This window comes from Candidatus Contendobacter odensis Run_B_J11 (assembly GCF_000531125.1).
Lineage (GTDB): Bacteria > Pseudomonadota > Gammaproteobacteria > Competibacterales > Competibacteraceae > Contendibacter > Contendibacter odensensis.
In genome coordinates this window covers 1-24,285 of sequence record NZ_CBTK010000036.1, presented here as the reverse complement: position 1 = coordinate 24,285, position 24,285 = coordinate 1, and the positions used below count along the sequence as shown (strand labels likewise).

The following is a 24,285-nucleotide window of genomic DNA, read 5'->3' as shown; positions in this document are numbered from 1 at the left end:
GCTCTTCCGATCTGGGGGGGGTCGGAGCCGGGGGTGGCGGATCGTTCACTGGCGCAGTTGGGGCGCTGTGAGCAGCCGGGGCTGCTGCGACAGTCGCCGTTGTCAGGCGGGCTTCGGGATTGGCTTCAGGGTGCGCCGTCGGGTGAGTAGGCAGCGGCGGATCGGAGGCGGCAATCGCGGGTTTTGGAGGGGAGGCCAGCATCGCTGCCTCATTCGGCGGTGGCGGATCGGTCACGGTCTGCCGCTCGACTTCAGTGGCGGTGGGTAGCCGTGGGGTCGGCTTGAGCGATGCGGTGTGGGCTTCCGCTGTGGCTGCTGCTTCCGGCGAACGGTTCAGATTCAACAGAATTTTGACAGCGCCGGCCTGTAAGCCAAAGGCGACCAGCAAGGTGGCTGCCAGCAAGGTCGAGGATTTCCAGGAGAGAGTGGCCATGGCTTTAGATCACAATGAGTTCGGCTTTGAGCGCACCCGCCGCTTTCAGCGCTTCGAGAATGGCGACCAGATCGCTGGGTGAGGCGCCGACCTTGTTAACTGCGCGCACGATCTCGTCCAGTGCGACGCCCGGATTGAACAGGAACATCGGTTTTTTGTCCTCCTTGACCGAGATATTGGCGTTCGGAACCACCACGGTTTGGCCGTTTGAAAACGGTGCTGGCTGGCTGATGATCGGGTCTGGGTTAATGGTGACGGTCAGGTTGCCATGGGAAACCGCAGCGGGGCCGACCTGCACGTTCTGACCGATCACGACGGTACCGGTACGGGCGTTGATCACTACCTTGGCAACACCTTGGGCGGCAACCAGCTCGATATTTTCCAGCACCGAGATCAGGCTGACCCGCTGGTTGCGGTCGGTGGGGCCGCGCACCTCGACCGAGGAAGCGTCCAGCGCTTGGGCGACTTCGCCGCCCAATGCCTTGTTGATCGCCTCGACCATCCGCTCGGCGGTGGTGAAATCGGCTTGGCGCAGGTTCAGGGTGATCGGCCCGTCCTTGCCGAAGCTGTCGGGAACTTGACGCTCGACCGTGGCGCCGTTAGGAATGCGTCCGGCACTGGGGATATTGACGGTCACGCTGGCGCCTGCCGATGCAGCGCTGACGCCGCCCACCACCATATTCCCTTGCGCCATGGCGTAAACCGCGCCATCGGCGCCCTTCAGCGGGGTCATCAGCAGGCTGCCGCCCTGTAGGCTCTTGGCGTTGCCGATGGAAGAGACTGTTATATCAATCGTTTGTCCGGGTTTAATGAAAGGCGGCAGATCGGCGTGGATGGAAACCGCCGCGACGTTTTTCAGTTGCAGGTTAATTTCTGGCCCAATGTTAACGCCCAGATTGGACAACATGCTTTTGAGGCTCTTGACCGTGAACGGGGTTTGCGTGGTTTGATCGCCGGTACCGTTCAAGCCAACCACCAGACCGTAACCGAGCAGTTGGTTAGTGCGCACCCCGGCGATCACCGCCAAGTCCTTAATGCGCTCGGCCTCGACGCTGGCAGTCGCCAGCAGGAGCAGCAGGGGTAGCAGAGAGCGGCGGAACATGGGTTTAACCTCGGTTGACAGGTTCAGAAACCTTTAAGCACTTAGTCAGCATTTTTCATACCAGCCAGGACTTTTACTTTCCGTCATTCCCGCGAAAGCGGGAATCCAGTAATCCACTGAAAAGATTGGATACCCGCTTTCGCGGGTATGACGAATTCAAGGGTTTAGCGAAAGTCCTACCAGTGCTCAAAACGGCCACAGCGGGCTGAGGAAGAAGCGGCTCAGCCAGCCGGCGGTATTGGCGTCGGCCAGTACGCCATTTCCGGCGTAGGTGATCTTGGCGTCAGCCACCTGGCTGGACAGAATCACATTGCTCGGCAGGATGTCTTCGGGTCGGATCACCCCGGAGATTTGCACCATTTCCTCGCCCTGATTCAGAGTGAGCATCTTCTCGCCGCGAACTGCCAGGTTGCCATTGGGATAGACGCCGACCACTACGGCAGAAATATTGCCGGTCAGGCTGTTGCTCTGGTCGCTGGAGCCATCGCCGTTGAGTTTGCGTTTCCCTTGGATGTCGGTTTCCAGCGTCACTGATCCAATGGTCAACGGCGGGCCGAAAAAGGCGGGATTGGTCAGACCGACCTCGCTGTTTTTTTCCACCTTGGTGGTGGCCGATTTAGTAGCAGCGGTGTTCTCGACCAGCCGGATCACCACGAGGTCGCCGACTCGTCGCGCGGTGCGATCCTCGAATACCCGCATGTCGCGCCCGGCTTGGTAAATGGTACCGGAACGGCGTGGGCTGGGATCGGTGGAATCGGCCAGGGGCATGAGCTGCGGCGTTACCGGCTTAAAGTCGTAATGCGGAGCCAAGCCGCTGCATCCAGACAGCAAGATGATTGAGACGAACGCGGCGGATTTTTTCATGGTGGCGACCTACAGGTTTTGATTGGTGTATTGCATCATCTGGTCGGTGGTGGAGATGGCCTTGGAGTTCATTTCATAAGCGCGCTGGGTTTCGATCATTGCCACCATTTCCTCCACCACGTTGACGTTGGAGGTTTCCAGTGCGCCTTGCATCACCGCCCCCAAGCCGTTGGCGTCGGGGTTGCCGGGTTGCGGCGAGCCGCTGGCGGCCGATTCCATAAACAGGTTTTCGCCGGACGCCTGCAAGCCAGCGGGATTGACGAAATCAACGGTCTGAATCTGACCGATTTGCTGCGGCGCGGCCTGGCCGGAAATCTGGGCGCTGATGACGCCGTCGTGGCCTACGGTGACACTTTGGACGCTGGGGGGCAGGGTGACCGCCGGTTGCATTAGATAGCCGTTGGAAGTGACGATTTGGCCTTGGGCATCCAGTTGGAACGAGCCGTCGCGGGTGTAGGCAACGGTTCCGTCAGGCTTTTGGATCTGAAAGAAACCCCGGCCATTGATGGCGAGGTCCAGATTATTGCCGGTCTGGATGATGTTGCCTTGGGTAAACAGTTTGGCGGTGGCGACCGAACGCACGCCGGTACCGAGCATCAGTCCCGATGGCAGTTGGGTGCTTTGCGAGGTCTGGCCGCCGGTCTGGCGCACATTCTGGTACAGCAAATCCTCGAATTGGGCGCGGTCCCGCTTGAAGCCGGTGGTGCTGACGTTGGCCAGGTTGTGGGAAATGACCGACATGCGGGTTTGCTGGGCGTCCATGCCGGTCTTGGCGACCCATAAGGCGGAAGTCATGGTGTTCTACTCCTATTCCAGCCGTAGCAGTTGGTTGGTGGCATTATCGTTTTCCTTCGCGGTGCTCATCATTTTGATCTGCATTTCAAAGCGGCGGGATGCTTCGATCATGCTGACCAGCGCCTCGGCGGGATTAACGTTGCTGCTTTCCAGCGCGCCGGCGGTCAAGTTTACTGAAGCATCCGGCGGGGTGGGTTGGCCGTTGGCGGTGCGCATCAGGCCGCTGCTTTCTTTATAAAGGGGATTGTCGGCGGTAGGCTTGATCAGCTTGATGCGATCCACCACGACCAGATTGCTGGCCGATTCACCGGGTGGGCGGATGGAAATGGTTCCGTCCGCGCCGATCTCGATTTTCTCGGTCGGCGGAATCGAGATGGGACCGCCGTTGCCCAGCACCGGATAGCCATTAGCGGTCGTCAACAGACCGTTAGCGTCGAGTTGCAGATCGCCAGCGCGAGTGTATGCCTCGTTGCCGTCGGGCGCTTGAATGGCGATCCAGCCCTCGCCCTGCACGGAGACATCCAAGTCCCGACCGGTGGTCATCAGCTTGCCGACTTTCAGATCGACGCCGGCGCGCTCGGCCATGGCATAGGCGCGAGTCGGTAGGCCGTCGCCAAAGACCGGCATGTTGCGAAAGTCGGCCATATCCTGGCGGAAGCCCACGGTGTTGGCGTTGGCCAGGTTGTGACTGGTGATGGTCTGCGCCCGCAGCATTTGCTGGGCGCCGGTCATCGCGACATAGAGCATGCGGTCCATGAGTCAAACGCCTCTGGAATCAGCGGGAAATGTTGACGGCGACTTGGGTGAGGGTGTCGTTGGTGGTGATCACCTTGGCGTTGGCCGTGAAGTCGCGCTGGGCGATGATCATGTTGACCAGTTGCGCGGTCAGATCCACGTTGGAGGCTTCCAGAGCGCCGCCCTTGACATTACCGAGGGTGCCGGTGCCCGGTGCGGCGATAGCCGTCGCTGCGCCGGATGCGGCGGTCGCAACCCAGTTGGTGTCACCTACCGCCTTGAGACCCTGTACGTTGGGGAAGTTGACCAATCCCACCTGCTTTGATGTATTGTCCGAAAAGTTAATGCTACCTGTGATGCTGTCGAAGCCCGTGATCGTAACGGGATCAGCGGGTACGGTTATATCTGCACCATCTTTGTCCTGCAGCTTCTGTCCAAGATTATTGACGATATTGCGGCTGGTGGCGTCCATGTGGAAACTGCCGGCGCGGGTGTAGAGCGGGCTGATACTGCTACTGTCGGTGACCTTGAAGAAGCCATTACCCATAATCGCCAAATCCAGTGGGCCGGTGCTACCGTCATTACCGGTCGAAATGACGCCGCCTTGCTGGAAGAGCTGATTAATCGCTTCGGTTTGTACGCCGATGCCATTCTTGCCGGCCATAATGTCGCCAAATTCTGCCCGGGAATTTTTGAAGCCGATGGTGCTTGAATTAGCAATGTTATGCGCGGTGGTATCCAGATTAACGCTGGCGGCATTGATACCAGATAGAGCGGTGTACATGGATGACATGATCTGATCCTCGTGCCGGAGTGACCGGGCTTCGCTGAAACTTCGGTAATACTGAATTAAACCCTCACCCTGACTCTCTCTCCCTCAAGGAGAGAGAGGAGTGAGTAGCGATCCTCAATCCTAACGAATGTTGAGGATGGATTGATAAAGGGTGCTATTGGTGCTGATGACCTGGGAATTGGCCTGGAAATTACGCTGGGCTGAGATCATATTAACTAACTGTTCGGTCAAATCCACATTGGACGCTTCCAGCGCACCCGGCACCAGTTTGCCCAAAGTTCCAGTTTGCGGCGATCCAACTAAAGCCGGGCCGGATGCTGAAGTTTCAGCCCAATTGGTGTCACCCACCGGCTGTAATCCCTGCACACTGGCGAAATTCGCCAATACGACTTGCCCCATCAGCTTCGATTGGCCGTTGTTGTATTGCCCTGATAGCTCGCCATTCTTGTCAACAGCCATGCCGGTCAAGCGGCCTTTGGCATAACCATCCTGAGTCAGGATATTGGAGCTGAACGCGCCGCCAAACTGGGTCGTACTACTGAAATCAACCGTTAATAGCAGGGGGTCAGCGCCATTTGCAATATCACCGGTCGTAGCCCGCAAATCAGCCGCCGGAACTGTAAATAACAGTTGGATCGGCTGCATTCCCACCGTAGTCGTATCCGAATCAACCGGCAGCCCTTTTGAATCAAACTGGAGAGAACCTTCGTCCAGCGATGCTGTTACGCTGCCCAAATTAGTCACGGGAGGCCCACCACCTGCCGTCACGGTGAAACTACTGGTGGATTCATAGATGAGCCGACCTCCGACCGTGCTTACTGCATTGGCAGGGAGAGTGTCATCAATAGGAAAAGCAGCGCCAATCAGTCCACCGGCCTGGTCAACGCCCTGTAAACTAAGCGCTCCAGTAGCTACGTTATTTATCTTAATATCATCGCCAGTAGCACTTTCAAGGAGAAGGCCATTGCTGTTGCTATTAATCTTGGCCGTAATTCCCGTAGTACTAGTCGTATTATTGATTGCTAGCGCCAGCGCTGCTAAACCCGCTGCTGAATTGGTGGGAATAGCAATCGTTTGCGCGGTCGTGTTTTTCCCAAACAGGTCGAAAGTACCACCGGTAGTCGTGATCTTAAGGTCCGCCTGAGTGATCGCCTTTGCGCTCACACCGGTGGTCGCTTGCTGAGCATTGACCAATGCCGCAATCGATTTTGCAGTGTCATTCACTGCCACTAAAATACCCGTAGCAGTTCCGGCGGGACCCGTGATGTCCAAAGTGCCTGCTGTAGTGCTATTAAGAGCAGTAGCCGTTGCTGCGCTACTGGCAGTATCCGTAGGCGCGCGATAAATACCGATAGTGGATGAGGCCACAGTCGAGGTGTAAATCGTGGGCGTCTGCGGTGTTCCTGTCGACGCTGATGCCGGTGTAATCGGCTCCCCGCCATTCCGGGTGGCTTTAACAGCCCAAGTCAGCGGAGTACTGGTTTTAATAAAATAGAGATCGAATCGGTTGGCGTTACCCAGACTGTCATAGACTGTTAATGATGTAGTGGAATTAAACGAGCTGGGATCAGAAGGATCAAAAGTGGCTATCGTCGGGACGATGGCGTTCGCATCCAGATTTACCCCGGTTTTTATCTCCGTAGTGGCTGTTGGTTCCATATCCGCCTTATCAACGAGCAAATTACCCACAATCGAAGTCAAATTGCCGGTAGTTGCGTCCACGCCATATCCTTGCAGGTTCTGGCCCAAACTATTCACCACATAACCATCTTTATCGGTGTCAAAGCTACCTGCACGGGTATAAAGGGCAGCGCCGTCCTGCTTGATACTGAAAAATCCTTCTCCACTAATGGCGAGATCAAGGGTTTTCCCAGTCGAATTGACGCTGCCCTGTTTGAATTGCTGGCTAATATCTTCCAACTGCACACCCATACCGGGGCTATTTGCCGAGTTACCGGCAACCATATCGCCGAACTCGGCCCTGGAGAGCTTGAAGCCCGTAGTATTGGCATTGGCGATATTATTAGACACCACGCCAAGGTCAGTGGTGGCCGCTCTAAGGCCGGACAAAGCTATATTCATCGACATGGAATTACCCTCTCACCGGATTTTCCGGACTCTGCTCATTTCGTCATGTTGCGGAAGAAAAAACGCTAGTCACTTACTAAACAGTTGCGCTGCTTTGTCCAGCCGATGACCCACTTGAAGTAGTGGATGCCGGCTTCAACTCTTCCGCCAACTTATCAAAAGAAACCTGCAAGTTTTGAATACTTTGCAGCGTACTGAATTGCGCCAACTGCGCCAACTGCTGCTGGCCATCGACGGGCTTGGTCGGGTCCTGATTCTGCAACTGCGCAATCATCAGCTTGAAAAAATCATCCTGGCCCATTGTTGGTTTGGATGACGCCGTAGTGGCGTTGGTCTGGCCGGTGGTAGCCGCCGCCGAATTGGTAGCACTCTGAATCGTGGTCATTGCATTAAGCCTCGCTTATTCACCCAGCGCCAAGGTGCGCATTAGCATTTGTTTGGACGTGTTGAGCACTTCCACATTGCTCTGATACGAGCGGGATGCAGAAATCATATTGGCCATTTCCTCAACTGGATTTACATTGGGCAGATTGACATACCCGCTTTTATCCGCCATTGGATGATCCGGCCGGTATTCACGCCGTAACGGCGACTGACTCTCGACGATGCTCAACACATCCACTCCTGCCGATTCATTACCGGCGTCATCGAGTTGCGTCGCGAATATCGGCTGACGCGCCCGATAAGTATTCGCGGTACTGCTGCTGATACTATCGGCATTCGCCATATTGCTGGCGGTGGTATTCAGGCGAACGGTCTGGGCGTGCAGCGCCGATCCCGAAATATCGAACACTTTGAATAAAGACATGGATCATTCTCCTCGAATGGCGCTCATCAAGCCCTGAACCCGGTTACCCAAAAACCGCAGGCTGGCTTGGTAACGCAGCGCGTTATCGGCAAAATCCGCTTTCTCCTGCTCTTCTTCCACGGTATTGCCATCGAGAGCCATTTGGGTCGGCACCCGGTAGAGCAGATCACCGGGATTGTGACCTTGGGCCTGCAAATGGGCGGCATGAGTGGTTTTGAGCGCCTGCCCTTCGCCTTGCAGTCCAGCCAGCGTGGCCGCGAAATTCAAGTCGCGGGCCTTATAATTCGGTGTATCCGCGTTAGCCAGATTGGCGGCGAGAACCTCCGTCCGCCGCGAGCGCAACTCCAGAGCCTGCGCGTGAACGCCCAAGGCGCGATCAAAACTAATGGTCATGCTGGGGGCCTCCCGTTTTGCCGATTCCATGACAGTTGCCGGAAAAATGGCGGATTTCACTGTTGCCCTGTGGAATAAGCAAAGGACATGCCGATCTTGGTTTTCTGCATGGATGCCGTAGGAACGGGCATTAGCCCGCGAACATCGCGGCTTGCAGGCCGCTCCTACCGTTGATTTTCCATAATAAATATGGCGCGTAATTTGCTTGATGTTACTGGGATGTGTAGCAATAAAGAGTTGAGAGCGATGCGAACCGGCCGATGGTTTCCGAAAATGGTGTTGGGGTGTTGCGGACTGGCGGCGCCTGCGTTCACGGTCGCAGAGGAAGCAATTCAGTCGCTGGCCGCGATCCAAAGTGCGGCTCACGCCTTTCTGATGACGCAACACCGGAATCGCAGCGAGCCGCCGCAAATCCAGTTGCGCGACTTGGACCCCCGGTTGCGGTTGGTGCCATGTGCCGCGCCGCTGGAAGCGTTCCTGCCCGGTGGCGCAAAAACGGTGGGGAACACTTCCATCGGGGTGCGTTGCCCCGGTTCCCAGTCGTGGACCGTCTACCAGAGTGCCACCGTTCAGGTGTTCGATCAGGTGCAGGTCGCCAGCCGTTTTTTGAGCAAAGGAGAGATCCTGAGCGCCGCCGATCTTCGCTCCGAACGGCGTGAACTGTCGGCGTTGCCCGGCGGTTATGAAACCGCGCCTGAACCACTGCTTGGTAAGCAGTTACGGCAGGCGCTGATGGCGGGTGCCGTAATTGCGCCGCAAGCGGTCAAGGCGGTGCCAGCGATCCGACGCGGCGAAACCGTGACGATTATCAGTCGCCAAGGCGGAATGGAAGTGAGTTCCAGCGGCATTGCTTTGAGCGACGCTGAACTGGGCGGGCGGGTGCGGATTCGTAATGAATCCTCGCAGCGGGTAGTCGAAGGAACGGTGACGGATCAACATCGCGTTGAAATTGGCAGATAGGCGGAAATTCCATTAAAGTTCTTGAAAGCATGGCCGATAAGATAGATAACGTGAACCAAACCGGACGGAGTAGACATCATGGATATCAAAGTTAATGCAAGGTATTCGCCGCCCGAAACTGGCCTGGTTGGGCGTACCGCGCCGGCGAAGCCGGAATTACAGCCGGGTAGCGGCATGCCGGGTGCGCCAGTAACTCAGGTTGGCGAGATTCAATGGACCCAGGGTTCGCAGAGCTTGCGCCAGTTGGAAACGCAAAGTAATGAACCACCGATTGACGAGGCCAAGGTGGCGTCGTTACGCGAGGCTATCGCCAAGGGTACCTACCCGATGAATTCGGGCCAGATTGCGGAAAAAATGTTGAAATTTGAACAATCGCTGTCCTCATAGGCTGACCGACCATGTTGGCAACGTTGCTGCGGGAAGAAACGGTTGCGGTTGAGGCACTGGCGCAGCAGTTGCGGTGCGAATACGAGGTACTCAAAACCCGTGATGCACCGGAGCTGGAGCAGATTCTTCGTGAAAAGCTGGTCTGCGCTGATCAGTTACGGAAGTTGATCGCGGCGCGGCTGGATTTTTTGCGGGATCAGGGTTTCGCCGCCGACCGACAGGGTTTCATCGCCTATATCGCTGCGGTGTCGCCCGATACGCGGTCTGTTCTCTCCACGCTGGCGGTCGAGTTGGAAAATGCCGCCGAGCAGGCCCGCAACCAGAACGAAATCAATGGGGCTGTCATCGCCGCCAGCCGCAGTTATATCGAACGGGCGCTGACGATTTTGAGTGGCCGCGATCCGCTGGATTGTCTCTACGATCAGGGAACCCGCAAGATATTCAGTGGCGGACACACCCCCATCGCCAAAGCCTAATTACTGACTCGATCTGACCTCGTTCGATCAGAGCATTCCTCGCACCGGCAGAAGCCGGTTTTTTTATTCCCAAGATTTTCGCTCCTGATTAAAAACCGTTCGGGGTGAGCCGTGAGCCTGTCGAATGGTCGAACCCCATTTTCATCGATGAAGGCCCTTCGACAAGCTCAGGGCGAACGGATGGAGCGAAAAATCCTGTTTGCCATGGCCGGTATTTTTAGGAGATGGAGAGTATTGATCCCAGTTGTGCGCGGCGGGTGGGTGTGAGCGGACGATACCGATGGCTGTAGGGCCGAGTCACGGTAGCGTCGCCCCAATAGGGTAGAGGCCCAGGACGGGGCAACGGCACACGGGCCAGGTTGTCGAGGACCGAGCAGAGTTGGTAGGCATCGATGGCGCGAGCAAACAGGGCATGAATGGTCGCTGAGCGATCACACAACGAAGCCGCCGTTTCCCGCAGCCCCATCAGGTAAGGGGCACGGAACCCCCGATGTTCAGTGGCCGTGCCCACGGAATGCAGCACCACGCCGATCCGGCGCAGCAGACGAGCGAAAGCGTCGGTCACCAGCACATAACAGTGCTCGATTCCCCGTTCCAGGCCGTAGACCACAATCGTTCGAATCAGACCGAGCATGACCTGAGATTCGCGATCCGGAGTGACATGACCGAAGCCGCAATCCAGATAGGGATTGCCATGGTGTGGGTTGGGCGAGCGGATGATGCAGACGCGCGAGATTTCACCGAGTTGGCGGCGCTGGATATGGTCGGCATGACCCGGCGTCAAACAGTACAGGGTTTCGAGTGGGAAACTGGCGGCATACGGCAACACCAGCCGTATAGCGGCGATCCAGGCTCCAGAATCCCGCTGGCGGACGATGAACTGCGCCGCGTGGGCGTCCCAACGGTCGCTTTCCTCACCCGCAGGAAAGTCGGCGGGATTTTCAAAGCGACGTTCCATGCAATAAACCTGATAGCGAATCTTACGATGGACGGCGCGACTGGCTTCGGTATCGGCCAGAATGACTTGGTAGCTGTCGTCGAAGCGCCGATTGACGCTCGGCCGCATTTTAGGATGTAAGGGCACGGGGCACCCCTCTGATACTGCTGTTCTGGAACTGGTGAGCGACTGATCTTATTGAGGCGTCGCAAGAAGTGTTGCTGAGTTGCCAGAACTTTCGCCCGACAACCTTCCTTTGCCATACCGGCTTTCGCCGATATGACGGAAGATGGACATCCTGTATTTTATGGCTTTCTCTCGCATGGCTCGCTATTCAGCGCTTAGCATGTCGTGCAGCAATTACGGCCTGCCTGCTTGGATTGGTATAAGGCGCGGTCGGCGCGGGCAAAAGCACTTTGCGGGGAATCACCGGCCTGGAAACGGGTTAAGCCGCAGGAAATAGTAACCGGCAGGTTGATATCGGTGTTTTCAAACCGGGACTCGGCGATGTCAAGCCGGATTTGATCAGCCAGTTGCAATGCCGCCTCGGCATCAGCGCCCGGCAATAGCATGACGAATTCTTCGCCGCCGAAACGGGCCACAAAGTCGGTACTCCGAATCCGGCGGGCGAGCAGCTTGGCAATACCGCGCAGCACGACATCACCCATGGCATGACCGTACTGATCGTTAATCTGCTTGAAGTGATCAATATCCCAGATCAGCATGGTCAGCGGGTTACCAAACCGATTCCAGCGCCGAAACTCTTGTTGCAACCGTTCTTCATAGGCCAAGCGATTGCCGATACCGGTTAAGGTATCCTGCAATAGGCAGGCATTCTTTTCCTGCAAAACAAGATTTAATCGGCTGTTCTCCTGATCGAGTTCAGTCAGCTTTTTTCTTAAATCCTTGATGATTTTTTCATGCTGTTGATCGAGTCTTGGTGTTTCGTGAACCAGTTCTACTGATTCCCGATGCGATCCGCCAGAGGCTTTACGCCATCTGCGCAGTCCAAGCTGCGAAGCGGCGACCGAACCAATAATAGCCAGGATAGCCACTGGAATAGCGAACGGTTCGATACTCTGGATTATCCCCAATGATTCGGTTGAAACACCGCCAGTCATCATGGCCGAAGCGCCCCGCCAGACCACCGCTAATGCGAATGCGTGGATGGACATTTCAAGTAAGCGAATCATATTAGGCGTTTTCATTGTTATGATCCTTGCAACTGTGTTCTACCGTCGTTCGAGATTGATGATCACGATGCGTCCAGACTCTGAAAACCGCTGGCAACTATTCGGCGAATCATTCAATGTAACAGCAGGTTTTATTGCAATTCTTACCTGTTGGTTGTTAGGTCAGAATGGCGATGTCGGGTATTAAGCAAATTTAATGCCAATATGTTAATCAGGGTGGATCGAGCAAAAGCCCCGCTATTTTACGGGCATTGCTGCCCCTGATACGGGGCGCATGGGGGAAGATCGTCAAGATTTTGGCTGTGACGGGGAGGAGGGGGGATGGCGCGGGGTTGTCAAGGTATTGACGCGGCGAAATCAGGGCAGGCGGTAGCCGTTACAACTCGACTTGAGTACCCAGTTCCACCACCCGGTTATAAGGGATGCGGAAGAAATCCATCGGGCGGGTGGCGTTGCGGAACAGGCTGGCGAACAGCTTTTCGCGCCATAGCGCCATACCGGGCCGGTTAGTGGGAATCAGCGTTGCCCGGCCCAAAAAGAAGGTGGTGTCCATCATCTCGAAGCTCAATCCCTGCGGTTCGCACAGGGCCAGGGCGTGAGGCAGGTCAGGGTTTTCGGCAAAGCCGTAGCGAACCACGATCCGCCAGGCGTTGTGCCCCAAGTCATGCACGGTTACGCGATTCTGATCCGCCACTCGCGGAATCTCCTCGGTCGTTACCGTCATCAGCACCAGCCGTTCATGCACCACCTTGTTATGCTTCATATTGTGCAGCAGCGCATTCGGTACGCCACCGGAATTGCTGGTTAGAAACACCGCAGTGCCAGGTACGCGCAAGGTCGAACCCTGGGTCAGACTTTGCAGAAATACATTCAATGGCATGGCGTTCTCGCGCAAACGTTGATCCAGCAGCGCGCGCCCGTCCTTCCAGGTGATCATCAGGGTAAAAATCGCCGCCGCGATCAGCAGGGTGATCCAGCCGCCATGACCGATTTTGAGCGCGTTGGCGCTGAGAAACGCCAGCTCCACCAGCAGGAAGGCCATCACCGCCAGCCCCAGCCGGAACCAGCCCCAGTTCCAAACCATACGGGCCAGCGCCAGCACCAGGAGGGTGTCAATCGCCATGGCGATAGTCACCGCGATGCCATAGGCGGATGCCAAGTTGGATGAGTTATGGAAACCGAGCACCAGACCGATGACCGCCAGCAGCAGCGCCCAATTGGCGGCGGGTACGTAAATCTGGCCGATGGCCTGCTCGGAGGTATGGCGGATCGCGATGCGTGGACAGTAACCGAGTTGCGCGGCCTGCCGGGTGACGGAAAACACCCCGGAAATCACCGCCTGCGAGGCGATGACCGTGGCCATGGTCGCCAGGATCACCATTGGATAGAGCATCCAGGACGGCGCCATGAGATAGAACGGATTGGCGACCGTCGCCGGATCGCGCAACAACAGCGCGCCTTGGCCAAGATAGTTGAGCAGGATGGCGGGCAGCACCAGGGTAAACCAGGCCAGCCGGATCGGTTGTTTACCGAAATGTCCCATATCGGCGTACAGCGCCTCGCCGCCAGTCACCGCCAGAAAGACCGCGCCCAGCACCAGAAAGCCGCTCCAGTGATTGACCGCAAAGAAATGCACTGCATATCCGGGATCGAAGGCTGCCAGCACTTCCGGCGCTTGCGCCATATTGACCAGACCCAAGAGGGCCAGGGTGGCGAACCACAGCACCATGATGGGGCCGAAGGCGATGCCTATCCGCGCCGTGCCCCGCGCCTGAATCAGAAACAGCGCCAGCAAAATGACCAGGGTGATCGGGATGACATAATCGTCCAGCATAGGCGTAGCGATGTGCAGCCCCTCGACCGCGCTAAGCACTGAAATCGCCGGAGTAATGACGCCGTCGCCGTAGAACAGCGACGCGCCGAAAATACCCAGCCCGATCAGCCAGGCGCGTTGTTGCGCCGTGCCCTTGAAGTTGGATGTGGTCAAGGCCAGCAGCGCTAGAATTCCGCCTTCGCCCCGGTTGTCGGCGCGCATCATGAAGGTCACGTATTTGACGGAGATCACCAGGATCAGCGCCCAAAAAATCAGTGATAAAACGCCCAGCACGTTGTCATGGGTCGGGGCGAGCGCATGGCTGCCGCCGAAACATTCGCGCATGGCGTACAGCGGGCTGGTGCCGATGTCACCGTACACCACGCCGACTGCGGCCAAGGTGATCGCAGCGAGGTTATTGTTGTGAGCTGGGGAATCAAGGCTGGCATTCATTGGGGAAGGTTCGCAAAAAAACGGTAAGTATAGGCGGGAGCCGACTGGTCGGTGATTTTCATCCCAGGAGTCCTTACCACCTATCAGTTCCTCATCACCTCGCAGACGCGATAAAAGGACGGCAAGGGTTGTTGAGTTTGGAGTCGTCTTCGGAGCAACCGCAGACCGCGCTTGAACCACGACAGGGCGCTACGGGCGAGTTTTCGAAAGGTCCAATGATCCGGATCGGTCTGTTGTTGGGGTTTTTTTCCAACGGGGTCGGGTGATCGCGGGCGTCTTCTTGCCCGGCGCGGACGCACCCGTGCATGGCCAAGGCCATGATCAACAGCAGACGATCCAGGCGATCCGGAGCGCGCAGTGGGGTGGCTTCCAGGTCAAAACCGCGACTTTTGAAATCGGAAAGGCTCATTATGGATTCCAGTCAGTTCGGTGCGTTATGCGACCAGCAACGTTAAGAGACTGTCTAAAAACTAAGACATTTAATTTCCTCCTGTAAATTTTCCTGTGATCGGAACTGTGGGACAGACAGATAAAATAAACATCACCTATTGAAATCAATGAGTTGGATTCAGTCAACACCCTAGCCTGACGCTACCAACCCTCGCCATCACAGGAAAATTTACAGGACCGGAAAATTTACAGGACCCAAATACTCGACAACACCTAGCATGACGAACAATCGACCGAACAGCACAGAGGCGGTGACGGTGAGTTGGCCGCGCGGTTCAGCATTGATGCCCAGCACCGCGTCGTCGGCTTCATCGGCCAAGGCGATGATGCGTTTGGCGTCCTCATAATATTTCTGACCGGCTTCGGTCATGCGCACGTAGCGGGTAGTACGGTTCAGTAATTTAACGCCCAAGCGTTCTTCCAGCGCCGCCACCGCTCGCGTCACAGCCGGTGGTGACATGTGCAGCTTACGCGCACCGCCGGCAAAGCCTTCCGCCTCGACCACCGCGACAAATACGCTCATTAAATGCAGACGATCCATTGATAATTCCTATAATCGGAATAGTTAATTGGAAATTATAGGTATTCTTTATGTTTATGCAATAAGACACACTGTACCCGCCTGCTGAATTTAACCCAGGCATACGACAACTTATTTCATTTTTTGGAGAACACTCATGAGCCGTATTACCAGCGTTAGCAACGAAACCGCCAATCTCGAACAACGCTCCCTGTTTGAAGCCATCCAGGGTCAATTGGGCATGGTGCCTAACTTCTTGCGGGTGTTTGCCCACTCGCCGGATGCCTTGAAAGCTTTCCTCGGCTTGCATCACATTGCCAATCACGGCTCGCTGGACTCCACCACCCGCGAGCGCATCGCGCTGGCGTTGGCGTAACAGAACGAATGCGAATATTGCCTGTCGGCCCATACTGCCATCGGCCGCAAAGCGGGTTTGAACGGGGCGGAAATCGAAGCCAATCGGGCCGGTACCAGCCAGGACACCAAAGCGGCGGTCGCGGTCAAATTCGCTCGCGCCCTGGTCGAGCATAAAGGCGAGGTGACCAATACCGAATTGCAATCCATACGTGACGCCGGCTTCAGCGAGGCCGACATCGTCGAGGTGATCACCCATGTCGGTATGAATATCCTGACCAATATCTTGGGCAAACGGCTTCAGCGAGGCCGACATCGTCGAGGTGATCACCCATGTCGGTATGAATATCCTGACCAATATCTTGGGCAAAGCCAGCCGGGTAGACATTGACTTCCCGAAAGTCGAGTTAAAACAAGCCGCTTAAAGCCTAACCGGGCGAAGCGCAGAGAGGGCGTTTAGCCCGGTTTATTGCGCTGAGTGGAATAAGGTATTGCAAATTATGACTATTCAGCACAGCTGATGATTGTGCCAGAGTAGCCATCAACTTTTCACCATCCAGAGTAAAAGCCATGGCCCGTGCGTTTGCCAAGATCAGCTTCACCCCCAACGTCCAAGCGGTACAAACCGAAATGGGCAGTCGCACGGCCTACCGGACAGCCGAACTGGGCGACACTGAAACGGTGGCTTTGAGCGAGTTCGAAAAAGCCTTCATCACCGAACGCGATAGCTTTTATCAAGCCACCGTGAGCCAATCCGGTTGGCCTTATGTCCAACATCGCGGTGGACCGGCAGGATTCCTGAAAATATTGGATGAACAAACCATCGGTTACGCCGATTTCAGCGGTAATCGCCAATACCTTTCGGTGGGCAATTTACGCGGAGACGATCGGGTGAGCTTACTGCTGATGGACTATCCAGGGCGGCAACGCTTAAAAATCTGGGGACGGGCGCGGGTGGTGAGCGAACGCAGCGAGCCGGCATTGCTATCCAAGCTGGAACCGACGGACTTTCGCGGCCCAGTTGAGCGCGGCATCGTGATCCGAGTCGAAGCCTTTGATTGGAATTGTCCTAAGTACATCACACCACGTTACAGCCAACGCGAAGTCGAAGCGCTATTGGCTCAGGCTCGTCAGCTAGAACCGGTGGTAAACACAACACACGTGCCCGCCGCGCTGGGGAATGGCATGTTGCCTTTGACCATCAGCGGGATTCGCCAGTTGACGCCGCGCATTCGCGCTTATGAACTGCGCCATGCCGACGGCGAGTCGCTGCCGATTTACCAAGCCGGAGCCCATATTCGTGTGCCGATCGCGCTAGCCGACGGCAGTATTACCAGCCGCACTTATTCGCTAACCGAAGCGCCGGACGATCCGGATTGCTATCACATCGCGGTGCTGCGTGTCGACGACGGCGAAGGCGGCTCGTCGGCATTACACGACGGCTGGCAAATGGGTACCCGCATCAACGTCGAAGCGCCGGAAAACTATTTTCCATTGCACGATGGTGGCCGCCCTGCGTTGTTAATTGCCGGGGGTATTGGCATCACACCCATCAAAGCCATGGCCGAAACCTTGGCCGCACGCGGTACGGCATTTCAACTGCATTACACCGGCCGAGCGCCGCAAGACATGGCCTTTGTTAAAGACTTGCAACGGCAGTTTTCCGATCGATGCCGGTTTTATTTCAGCCAAGCGCAAAACCCTACCCGGTTGGACGTATCGGCGCTGCTCGCTAACGCATCCACCGATACCGTCTTCTATGTCTGTGGCCCAACCCTTCTGATTGACTGTGTGCGCCAAACCGCTCGCCAGCTCGGCATTGCAGACGACAGAGTACAATTTGAGAGCTTTAATTAACCGAAGGAGTCCAGCATGATTACCCTGTACGACATGTCGCTATCCGGCAACTGCCACAAAGTTCGCTTGCTACTGAGTTTGCTGGCTTTGCCCTATCAAATTCAAGCCGTGGATTTACGCGGCGGCGAGCAGCGCGGCCCGGAACATTTGCAACGCAATCCATTCGGCCAAGTCCCGGTGTTGGATGAAGACGGCCGAATCATCCGCGACAGTCAGGCCATTTTGGTGTATCTGGCCAAACGCTTCGGCGGGGAACAGTGGTGGCCGGACGATGCCTACACACTGGCGCAGATCGCCGCCTGGTTATCGACGGCCGCCAACGAAGTTGCCAACGGTCCTGCCAAACTGCGCGTACACCACAAATTCGGTAGTCCTATCGATACGGTAGCGGCGCAACAAACCGCCGACAAAGCGCTGGGCATTATCGACCACCATCTGCAAAGACAGGATTGGCTGGTCGGCGACTCGTTATCCATCGCCGACATCGCTGTCTACCCCTATTTGGCGTTGGCGCCGGAAGGCGGTTTGGACATCGGTGCCTTCCCCAACATCATCGCCTGGTTCCAACGCATTCGCGCATTGCCCGGTTACGTGGCCATGCCCGGCATGTGGCAAGAATAAATCAATTCCTTTTCATCACGGAGAAATAGCATGACCCAAGAAATCAAAGCCCCCGTACCACCCTTTACCACTGAAACCGCCGCGCAAAAAGTGCGCATGGCCGAAGACGCCTGGAACTCGCGCGATCCGGACCGCGTCGCTTTGGTCTATACCGAAGACACGCTCTGGCGTAACCGCGCCGAGTTTCCACAAGGCCGCGAACAAGTCCGTCAGTTCTTGCAACGCAAATGGGCCAAAGAATTGGACTATCGCTTGATCAAGGAATTGTGGGCGTTTACCGATCACCGCATTGCGGTTCGCTTTGCCTACGAATGGCGCGACGATTCCGGCCAGTGGTTCCGCAGTTACGGTAACGAGAATTGGGAATTCAACCCACAAGGCTTCATGCAGCGGCGCTTTGCCAGCATCAATGATCTGCCGATCAAATTAGAACAGCGTTTGTTCCACTGGCCTTTGGGTCGTCGCCCCGACGATCATGCCGGCTTGAGCGATTTGGGGTTTTGACGGTCTCGTCATCGCTCATAAGCAGTCGTTCAATCAAGTAGTTTTGCACAGTTTTGGAAGTCTGGTTATGGCCGCTATCAGACATACTCATTGGGGTCCAAGATTTGCGTCTGCGCTGTATCATGACCTCATACGACCCCGACACCCTGGTTCAGGACAAGGAAATCACCCGGAGCATCTATCGGCGCTTCAACGGCAAGCTGGCGCTTAATGGCTTCGTGATCGAGGGCGGCGGGATCGCCGTCGGCGATAAGGTGCAGCTCGTGCGGGGGTGCGCCGGTGCCGAATCCGCAGTATTCATCGAGTAGACCGGTCATGGCGGCACACCACGGTGAGGCTTCCCTGAATCGGCGGAGCCAAAGAATCCAAAATGACAGAACTCTATATCAGCACCGATGTTGAAACGGATGGCCCGATTCCCGGGCCTTACTCCATGCTAAGCGTGGGTTCAGCGGTCTATACCGCCGACAAGACGCTGATGGCTACGTTCAGTGCCAATCTCGAAACTCTGCCCGGGGCGTCTGCGCATCCGAAAACCGCCGCGTGGTGGGCCACTCAGCCGGAGGCATGGATCGCCTGTCGCAAAGACCTCGAACCTCCTGCCGCTGCAATGACGCGCTATGTCACCTGGCTTAAATCATTGCCGGGTCGCCCGGTTTTCGTTGCCTACCCGGCGGGCTTCGACTTCCTTTTTGTCTACTGGTATCTCATGCGTTTTGTGGGCGAGAGTCCGTTCAGTTACTCCGCATTGGATATGAAATCCTTTGCCATGGCGCTCTTAAAAACCGACTATCGCCAGAGCACCAAGCGCCACATGCCCCAACACTGGTTCGATCCTCTGCCGCATACTCACATCGCTCTTGACGACGCTATTGAGCAAGGCGCTCTGTTCTGCAACATGCTTCGTGAAAATCGTACTCAGGGTTAAGCTTAATCGCGCCATCGAACGGACAGACTCTGGCAATCCGATGTCTGTCGCCACATAGACCCACCCAGTCCATTCATAACCCAAAAATCGGGATTTTCAAACCATGCCTACACTCTTTAATTCACTCCAAATCGGCGCACTGATGCTGCCGAATCGCATCCTCATGGCGCCGCTCACCCGGTGCCGAGCCGAGGCCGAGCATGTTCCAGGTCGCCTTATGGCGGAATACTATACCCAGCGCGCCAGTGCCGGACTGATCATCACCGAGGCCACCATGGTGATGGCAGGGCATTCTGCTTTCTGGCGGGAACCCGGTATTTACTCCGATGCTCAGGTTGCCGGTTGGCAGAAAATTACTGATTCGGTACATGCCGCCGGGGGTTGACAGCTACTGAAAACTTTATTGACTTTCATGGGCTTTCATTTAAGAATCTTGGCCGTTCTCAGGAACCTACCGCCAGTTGGGCGGAAAGTAACGCTTGCAGAGAGGGCGTGAGACCTGGAGGAACATGCGGTCGCCTCATCAGCGTAAAGTTCCCCACCCGTGGGGAATTTGAGTGGCGAAAACCAAGCCGTACCCTTGGGCAACCTCGTTGAAGCAAGAAGTGAGCTATGGAATAAAAGACCATGGTTTACGCAACGGCAGAATCTTTCTCCAGATCTGGCATGGCGGACGCGCCTGCCATCCCCTGCTTAATCAGGGTGCGCAACCGGTGGCCCCCAGACCTATCGCGATCACCGGTGACGAAGTCCACACCCCCGAAGGTAATAAGCCTTACGTCGTCCCGCGTGAACTTCGCGATGATGAACTCCCCGGCATCGTCGCGGGATTCGGCAAGGCTGCTGAGAAAGCCAAGGCCGCAGGCTTCGATGGGGTGGAAGTGCATGGCGCCAACGGCTACCTGCTGGATGAATTTTTACGCGATGGCTCCAATCAGCGCACCGGCCGCTACGGCGGATCGGTCGAACACCGGGCGCGGCTGATGCTCGAAGTGCTTGAAGCCGTTTGCACCGTTTGGGGTAGTGATCGCGTCGGTCTGCGCCTCTCGCCGCTCAACAGCTACAACAGCATGATCGATAGCGACCCCATCGGCCTTTCTACTTGGCTGGCTACGCGGCTCAATGCGTTCCACCTGGCCTATCTCCATGTCATGCGCGGCGACTTCTTCCAGCAGCAAAGTGGTGATGTCTTGACTCCGATCCGCGCTCATTACCACGGCGTTATCATCGGCAATATGGGCTACACCGCAGCAGAAGCCACCGCTGCTATTGCTGAAGAAAAACTCGACGCGGTTGCTTTTGGCACCTCCTTCCTCGCTAACACCGATCTCCCCGCCCGGATTAAAGCAGGCGCTCCGCTGAATCCGCCAAATCCAGCCCTGTTTTATTCCCCCGGACCCGAGGGATACACCGACTATCCGGCATTGAGTGCTTCGTGATCTACTCGATAGTCGCCACAACATTTAGCCTCCTGTAAATTTTCCTGTGATCGGAACTGTGGGGCAGGCAGGTAAAATGAACATGCCTATTGAGATCAATTGGTTGCATTCAGTCAACGCCCTAGCCTGACGCTACCAACCCTCGCCATCACCGGAAAATTTACAGGACCACATTTAGCGGCCCCTCGACATATCGCAGTTGCCGCGCCTGCCTGAAAGCCTTCCAAGACAACAATGCCCTGAAAATCATCGCTATTTTTATATGGCACAGGTGTTGCTGATTTCGGTGGCCGAGGATTTATCACCGCACCCTTATTTTATCGCCAGAAGAGGTTTTCCCATGAGCAGCGCAAACCCGCCAGTTTTGCAAGGTCAACGCGCCTTGGTGACCGGGGCTAATTCCGGCATCGGCGCAGCCGTCGCCAAGGCGCTGGCCGCCGCTGGCGCCCGAGTCGTGGTTAATTACTCATCCAGCGCCGAACGCGCTCAGTCAGTGGTGCAGCAGATTGCAGCGGCTGGCGGCGAGGCGCTGGCGATTCGCGCCAACGTCAGCCGGGAAGACGAAGTTAAGGCGATGTTCGCCCAAATGATCGCGGCATGGGGCAGCATTGACATCTTGGTCAATAACGCTGGTCTGCAAAAAGACGCGCCGCTGGTGGAAATGACCCTGGCCGACTGGCAATTGGTGCTGGATGTCAATTTGACCGGCCAGTTTCTCTGCTCCCGCGCCGCTATTCGCGAGTTCATTCGCCGTGGGATGGCTCCTGACCTGTCGCGGGCGGTCGGTAAAATCATCTGCATGTCCTCGGTTCACGATGTCATCCCGTGGGCCGGACACGCCAACTACGCCGCGTCCAAGGGCGGGGTCAGCATGCTGATGAAAACCATGGCGCAGGAACTCGCGCCGCGCCATATCCGGGTCAATGCCATTGCGCCCGGCGCGATCAAGACGCCGATCAACAAGGCTGCTTGGGAAACGCCGGCAGCGGAAGCGGAATTGCTCAAACTGATTCCCTACCGCCGGGTTGGCGAACCGGAAGACATCGGCCATGCCGCCGTCTGGCTGGCCTCCGACGCCTCCGATTACGTCACTGGCTCAACGCTGTATGTGGACGGCGGCATGACCCTGTATCCCGGCTTCGATCAGGGCGGCTGACATGAACAATCCGATGGCTTCGCGCCGCGCTTTTCCCCTGCAAATGATGCTGCTTTGTCTGTGCCTGTCGCGGGTATCGGGCGGGTGGGCCGCTGGTGAAACAGGAGCATTGGCGCTTCCCGATTCCCGTGCTGACCGGACCGGTTTGCCCGTCGGTGTGCAACCCTGGTGGCCGAGCCGCTACGGCGCGGACGACCAGATCGGGACGCTGAACGAAATCACGCCGGAGGCGGTGCGCGCCGCTGTGGCGCTGGTGAAAACCGGCCAAGTGGTGGATTTGGGCCGGGTGCTGGATGAAAACACCCCCAAGTTTCCCGGGCGCTACTGGCAGCAGACTGTTGATGTTTCCCCGCATTTCACCAATCTGCGGCGCCCGGACGCTGAGGGCAAGGGCTGGGGCAAAAATCAGATCAACTGGATCACCGAGATTCAGGCCGGCACCTTTCAAGTCGGTACCCAACTGGATTCCATCGGCCACATCCAGATCGGCGACCGCTTCTACAACGGCTGGACCACCCGCGACGTGGTGGAGTCTTGGGGCCTGAACCGCTTCGGCATGGAAACCGTGCCGCCCATCGTTACCCGAGGTGTGCTGATTGACATCGCCGCCTACAAGGGCGTGGAGCGCCTGACCAAGGGCTATGTCATCAGTCTGGCCGACGTGCAGGGCGCGTTGAAGGAACAGAATCTCACCCTCCGGCCCGGCGATGCGGTGTTGTTTCACACCGGCTGGGGCGGGTTGTGGGGCAAGGACAGCGCCGAATTCCTGTCCGGCGAACCCGGTCCCGGCATGGAAACAGTGAACTGGCTGTACCAGCAACGCATCGCGCTGACCGGGGCGGACACCTGGAGCTATGGGCCGGTGCCCGGCGAAGACCCGGAACGCCCGTTCTTGGTTCCCCAGACCATGTACGTCAAGATGGGGCTGTTCGGCCTGGAAAATCTGGCCACCGAAGAACTCGCCCGACGCGGCGTCTACGAATTTCTGTTCACTTTGACGCACGCCAAGACACGCGGATCGACGGCGGCGGTGATCGCCCCGGCGGCAGTGTATTAAGAGGAGACGCCATCATGCACGAACACTACGACGCCATCATTATCGGTTCCGGCGCGGGCGGGTCGGCGGCGGCTTATCGGCTGGCGCAGGATGGACGGTGCGTTTTGCTGCTGGAAAAAGGGCCGGAATTGCCTCGCGACGGCAGCACGTTGGACGTGGATAAAGTGATTCGGCAAGGGCTGTTCAAGAGCCAGGAACGGTGGTTGGACAAAGACGGCGCGACCTTTGCGCCGGAGGAATATTTTAATCTGGGCGGCAAAACCAAGTGGTATGGCGCGGCGCTGGTGCGGTTTGAGCCGCATGAATTCGAGGCCGATCCGGCGCACCAATGCCTATCGTGGCCGATTCACTATGAGGATTTAGCGCCGTACTACGATCAAGCCGAAGCGTTGTTAAGCGTCCACTCATTCGAGCCGGAGCCGGATTTACGAGTCATTGCTGACAAACTGGCCCGCAACGGTGGCGGTTGGACTGCGCAGCCGTTGAAGCTGGCCTTGTCGCCGGACATTCTGGCGCACCCCGAAGAAGCCGCCCATTTCGACGCCTTCGCTTCGGTCAGAAATCTCAAGTTTGACGGCCAGCACGCCCTGCTGGAGCGGGTGCAAGCCCTGCCCAATCTGACCATCCTGACCGGGCGGGCGGTGCAAGGCTTCATCGCCGATCCGGAACGGCCAGAGCGATTGACCGGCGTTCGCACCGAGGACGGCGCTGAATTTCATGCCGATACCGTGCTGCTAGCGGCGGGGGCGCTGCACTCGCCGCGCTTGTTGCAAGGCTATCTGGAAAGCTCTGGCCTGGCTGGGCGGCTGCCGTGCGCCCATGCGGTTGGGCGCAACTACAAATCTCACCGGCTGAGCGCAATGCTGGCGTTTTCCGCCACGCCAAAAACCGATCTGCTGCGTAAAACCCTGCTCCTGCTCAACGAGCGGCTGCCGCACAGCAGCATTCAACCCCTGGGCTTCGACGGCGAATTGCTCAGCACCCTGATTCCGGGATTCGTGCCGCGCTGGTTCGCCCGCGTGCTTGGTCATCGGGCTTATGGATTTTTTCTGCAAACCGAAGACGGCTCCGATCCCGCCAACCGCGTGATCGCCCAAAGCAACGACGCCTTACCACCTATCAGTTTCTCACGCCCCCATGAAACGCTGGCAGGGGGATGTCATTTTGCA

Annotated in this window: 25 protein-coding genes and 5 pseudogenes; 15 read left to right on the top strand and 15 right to left on the bottom strand. The window is 56.9% G+C overall.

The annotated features are described in order from the left end of the window. The 10 genes and pseudogenes from BN874_RS03420 to flgB form a co-directional block, all read right to left on the bottom strand. Positions 1-433 (bottom strand): annotated as a pseudogene (locus tag BN874_RS03420) (hypothetical protein); the annotation flags it as partial. 4 nt (positions 434-437) lie between these two features. Continuing rightward, positions 438-1,535 carry a flagellar basal body P-ring protein FlgI gene (locus BN874_RS03415; protein WP_034430833.1) on the bottom strand — a complete coding sequence of 366 codons (1,098 nt, stop codon included), beginning with the start codon at positions 1,533-1,535 and terminating at the stop codon, positions 438-440. A 186-nt stretch (positions 1,536-1,721) separates the two neighbouring features. Continuing rightward, positions 1,722-2,399: a flagellar basal body L-ring protein FlgH gene (gene flgH / locus BN874_RS03410; RefSeq protein ID WP_034430832.1), complete on the bottom strand. Its 678-nt coding sequence runs from the start codon at positions 2,397-2,399 to the stop codon at positions 1,722-1,724. 9 nt (positions 2,400-2,408) lie between these two features. Beyond that, the gene (gene flgG, locus BN874_RS03405) at positions 2,409-3,194 is read right to left on the bottom strand and encodes a flagellar basal-body rod protein FlgG (protein ID WP_034430831.1); all 786 of its coding nucleotides are present in this window, start codon (positions 3,192-3,194) and stop codon (positions 2,409-2,411) included. 12 nt (positions 3,195-3,206) lie between these two features. Beyond that, complete coding sequence (flgF, locus tag BN874_RS03400; protein WP_034430830.1) at positions 3,207-3,950, bottom strand: flagellar basal-body rod protein FlgF; 744 nt, start codon at positions 3,948-3,950, stop codon at positions 3,207-3,209. Between the two features lie 19 nt (positions 3,951-3,969). Continuing rightward, on the bottom strand, positions 3,970-4,722 hold the full coding sequence (locus BN874_RS03395; RefSeq protein ID WP_081756109.1) for a flagellar hook basal-body protein: 753 nt from the start codon (positions 4,720-4,722) through the stop codon (positions 3,970-3,972). A 120-nt stretch (positions 4,723-4,842) separates the two neighbouring features. Then, a complete protein-coding gene (locus BN874_RS22095) occupies positions 4,843-6,810 on the bottom strand; it encodes a flagellar hook-basal body complex protein (RefSeq protein ID WP_051497363.1) in 1,968 nt (655 codons plus the stop codon). A 76-nt stretch (positions 6,811-6,886) separates the two neighbouring features. After that, positions 6,887-7,195 carry a flagellar hook capping FlgD N-terminal domain-containing protein gene (locus BN874_RS03380; protein WP_051497362.1) on the bottom strand — a complete coding sequence of 103 codons (309 nt, stop codon included), beginning with the start codon at positions 7,193-7,195 and terminating at the stop codon, positions 6,887-6,889. Between the two features lie 15 nt (positions 7,196-7,210). After that, positions 7,211-7,618, bottom strand: coding sequence for a flagellar basal body rod protein FlgC (gene flgC, locus BN874_RS03375; RefSeq protein WP_034430828.1), 408 nt, complete (start codon positions 7,616-7,618; stop codon positions 7,211-7,213). 3 nt (positions 7,619-7,621) lie between these two features. Next, positions 7,622-8,011: a flagellar basal body rod protein FlgB gene (gene flgB / locus BN874_RS03370; RefSeq protein ID WP_034430827.1), complete on the bottom strand. Its 390-nt coding sequence runs from the start codon at positions 8,009-8,011 to the stop codon at positions 7,622-7,624. Between the two features lie 246 nt (positions 8,012-8,257). Here flgB and flgA point away from each other — a divergent pair, with 246 nt between their 5' ends. The 3 genes from flgA to BN874_RS03355 all read left to right on the top strand — a co-directional run bounded on the left by flgA (position 8,258) and on the right by BN874_RS03355 (position 9,834). Next, entirely contained in the window at positions 8,258-8,971 is a 714-nt protein-coding gene (gene flgA / locus BN874_RS03365) for a flagellar basal body P-ring formation chaperone FlgA (protein WP_051497361.1), read from the top strand. A 78-nt stretch (positions 8,972-9,049) separates the two neighbouring features. After that, complete coding sequence (flgM, locus tag BN874_RS22090; RefSeq protein ID WP_051497360.1) at positions 9,050-9,358, top strand: flagellar biosynthesis anti-sigma factor FlgM; 309 nt, start codon at positions 9,050-9,052, stop codon at positions 9,356-9,358. 11 nt (positions 9,359-9,369) lie between these two features. Continuing rightward, on the top strand, positions 9,370-9,834 hold the full coding sequence (locus BN874_RS03355; protein ID WP_034430826.1) for a flagella synthesis protein FlgN: 465 nt from the start codon (positions 9,370-9,372) through the stop codon (positions 9,832-9,834). A gap of 217 nt (positions 9,835-10,051) precedes the next feature. On the opposite strand, the gene BN874_RS03350 is transcribed toward BN874_RS03355, so the two are convergent. The 5 genes and pseudogenes from BN874_RS03350 to BN874_RS03330 all read right to left on the bottom strand — a co-directional run. After that, entirely contained in the window at positions 10,052-10,918 is an 867-nt protein-coding gene (locus tag BN874_RS03350) for a PEP-CTERM/exosortase system-associated acyltransferase (protein ID WP_154724720.1), read from the bottom strand. A gap of 194 nt (positions 10,919-11,112) precedes the next feature. Continuing rightward, positions 11,113-11,979: a GGDEF domain-containing protein gene (locus BN874_RS03345; RefSeq protein WP_081756107.1), complete on the bottom strand. Its 867-nt coding sequence runs from the start codon at positions 11,977-11,979 to the stop codon at positions 11,113-11,115. Positions 11,980-12,340: 361 nt separating this feature from the next. Continuing rightward, on the bottom strand, positions 12,341-14,230 hold the full coding sequence (locus BN874_RS03340; protein ID WP_034430824.1) for a potassium transporter Kup: 1,890 nt from the start codon (positions 14,228-14,230) through the stop codon (positions 12,341-12,343). Positions 14,231-14,324: 94 nt separating this feature from the next. Continuing rightward, positions 14,325-14,639 carry a hypothetical protein gene (locus tag BN874_RS24960; protein WP_034430823.1) on the bottom strand — a complete coding sequence of 105 codons (315 nt, stop codon included), beginning with the start codon at positions 14,637-14,639 and terminating at the stop codon, positions 14,325-14,327. Positions 14,640-14,876: 237 nt separating this feature from the next. Continuing rightward, a pseudogene (locus tag BN874_RS03330) lies at positions 14,877-15,221 on the bottom strand (LysR family transcriptional regulator); the annotation flags it as partial. 136 nt (positions 15,222-15,357) lie between these two features. On the opposite strand from BN874_RS03330, the pseudogene BN874_RS03325 reads away from it, so the two are divergent. The 12 genes and pseudogenes from BN874_RS03325 to BN874_RS03275 form a co-directional block, all read left to right on the top strand. Further along, a pseudogene (locus BN874_RS03325) lies at positions 15,358-15,849 on the top strand (carboxymuconolactone decarboxylase family protein); the annotation flags it as partial. A gap of 1 nt (position 15,850) precedes the next feature. Then, positions 15,851-15,979, top strand: a pseudogene (locus tag BN874_RS26600) (carboxymuconolactone decarboxylase family protein); the annotation flags it as partial. A gap of 145 nt (positions 15,980-16,124) precedes the next feature. Then, positions 16,125-17,411, top strand: coding sequence for a pyridoxamine 5'-phosphate oxidase family protein (locus BN874_RS03320; protein WP_034430822.1), 1,287 nt, complete (start codon positions 16,125-16,127; stop codon positions 17,409-17,411). A 15-nt stretch (positions 17,412-17,426) separates the two neighbouring features. After that, positions 17,427-18,032 carry a glutathione S-transferase family protein gene (locus tag BN874_RS03315; protein WP_034430821.1) on the top strand — a complete coding sequence of 202 codons (606 nt, stop codon included), beginning with the start codon at positions 17,427-17,429 and terminating at the stop codon, positions 18,030-18,032. A 30-nt stretch (positions 18,033-18,062) separates the two neighbouring features. Beyond that, positions 18,063-18,536: a nuclear transport factor 2 family protein gene (locus BN874_RS03310; RefSeq protein ID WP_034430820.1), complete on the top strand. Its 474-nt coding sequence runs from the start codon at positions 18,063-18,065 to the stop codon at positions 18,534-18,536. Positions 18,537-18,658: 122 nt separating this feature from the next. Then, on the top strand, positions 18,659-18,844 hold the full coding sequence (locus tag BN874_RS03305) for a hypothetical protein (RefSeq protein ID WP_034430819.1): 186 nt from the start codon (positions 18,659-18,661) through the stop codon (positions 18,842-18,844). A gap of 62 nt (positions 18,845-18,906) precedes the next feature. Further along, positions 18,907-19,464 (top strand): 3'-5' exonuclease family protein, encoded by a 558-nt coding sequence (locus tag BN874_RS03300; protein ID WP_034430817.1) that lies wholly within the window; start codon positions 18,907-18,909, stop codon positions 19,462-19,464. A gap of 103 nt (positions 19,465-19,567) precedes the next feature. Continuing rightward, positions 19,568-19,845: pseudogene (locus tag BN874_RS03295) on the top strand (oxidoreductase); the annotation flags it as partial. Positions 19,846-20,057: 212 nt separating this feature from the next. Continuing rightward, entirely contained in the window at positions 20,058-20,903 is an 846-nt protein-coding gene (locus BN874_RS03290) for an oxidoreductase (protein WP_081756110.1), read from the top strand. Between the two features lie 340 nt (positions 20,904-21,243). After that, the gene (locus BN874_RS03285) at positions 21,244-22,059 is read left to right on the top strand and encodes an SDR family oxidoreductase (RefSeq protein ID WP_034430836.1); all 816 of its coding nucleotides are present in this window, start codon (positions 21,244-21,246) and stop codon (positions 22,057-22,059) included. 1 nt (position 22,060) lies between these two features. Continuing rightward, positions 22,061-23,116 carry a cyclase family protein gene (locus BN874_RS03280; RefSeq protein ID WP_051497358.1) on the top strand — a complete coding sequence of 352 codons (1,056 nt, stop codon included), beginning with the start codon at positions 22,061-22,063 and terminating at the stop codon, positions 23,114-23,116. Positions 23,117-23,130: 14 nt separating this feature from the next. Continuing rightward, positions 23,131-24,285: FAD-dependent oxidoreductase (locus tag BN874_RS03275; protein WP_034430815.1), on the top strand; the 1,155-nt coding region annotated here is incomplete at its 3' end.